Source organism: Devosia epidermidihirudinis (genome assembly GCF_000971295.1).
GTDB lineage: Bacteria > Pseudomonadota > Alphaproteobacteria > Rhizobiales > Devosiaceae > Devosia > Devosia epidermidihirudinis.
This window is the reverse complement of the sequence record NZ_LANJ01000035.1, coordinates 1-531: the sequence shown is the minus strand read 5'-3', so window position 1 is coordinate 531 and position 531 is coordinate 1. Positions and strand designations below refer to the sequence as shown.

General features: G+C 50.7%; 1 protein-coding gene. It reads left to right on the top strand.

Annotation, left to right across the window (positions count from 1 at the left end):
* Positions 1 to 419 (top strand): hypothetical protein (locus tag WH87_RS20520; protein WP_046173269.1); only part of this gene is annotated, 419 nt, incomplete at its 5' end.
* Positions 420 to 531 lie beyond the last annotated feature (112 nt).

The window sequence follows — 531 nt, the reverse complement described above, 5'->3', positions numbered from 1 at the left end:
AAGAGAAGAGGAAGGGGAAGGAAGGAGAGAGAAAGAAAAGGAGAGGTAAGAAGGGAAAGAGAGGAGGAGAAGAAAAAAAGGAAAAGAAAGAGAGAGAGAAGGGAAAGAAGGAAGGAAAGGGAAAGGGAGAAAGAAAGAAAGAGAAGAGAGAGGGGAAGCAGGAAGAAGGGAAGGAACAGAAACGAAGGCAAGGAAGAGGAAGAAAGAAAGGAGAAAGGGAGGGAGCAAGAGGAGAGAGGGGAGGAGAGAAGGGGAAGGAAGGAGAGAAGGAGGAGAGGAGGAGGGAGGGAAACGGAACGGAGGAGGAGGAAGTGGGAGAGGTTGAAGGACAGGGGGACGAGAAGAGGGAGCAGAGGGGGGAGAAGACGTGGGTGGAGGTCGTTGGTGACGTAGAGGAGGGAAGGAGAGAACTAGGATAGAATGAAGAGGAAGGAGAGCAGGAAGAGGGGGGGAAGGAAAGAGAGGAAGAGAGGAAGAGAAAAAAAAAGAGAAGGAAGAGAGGTGAGAAGGGTGATGAGGATAGAGAAAGAG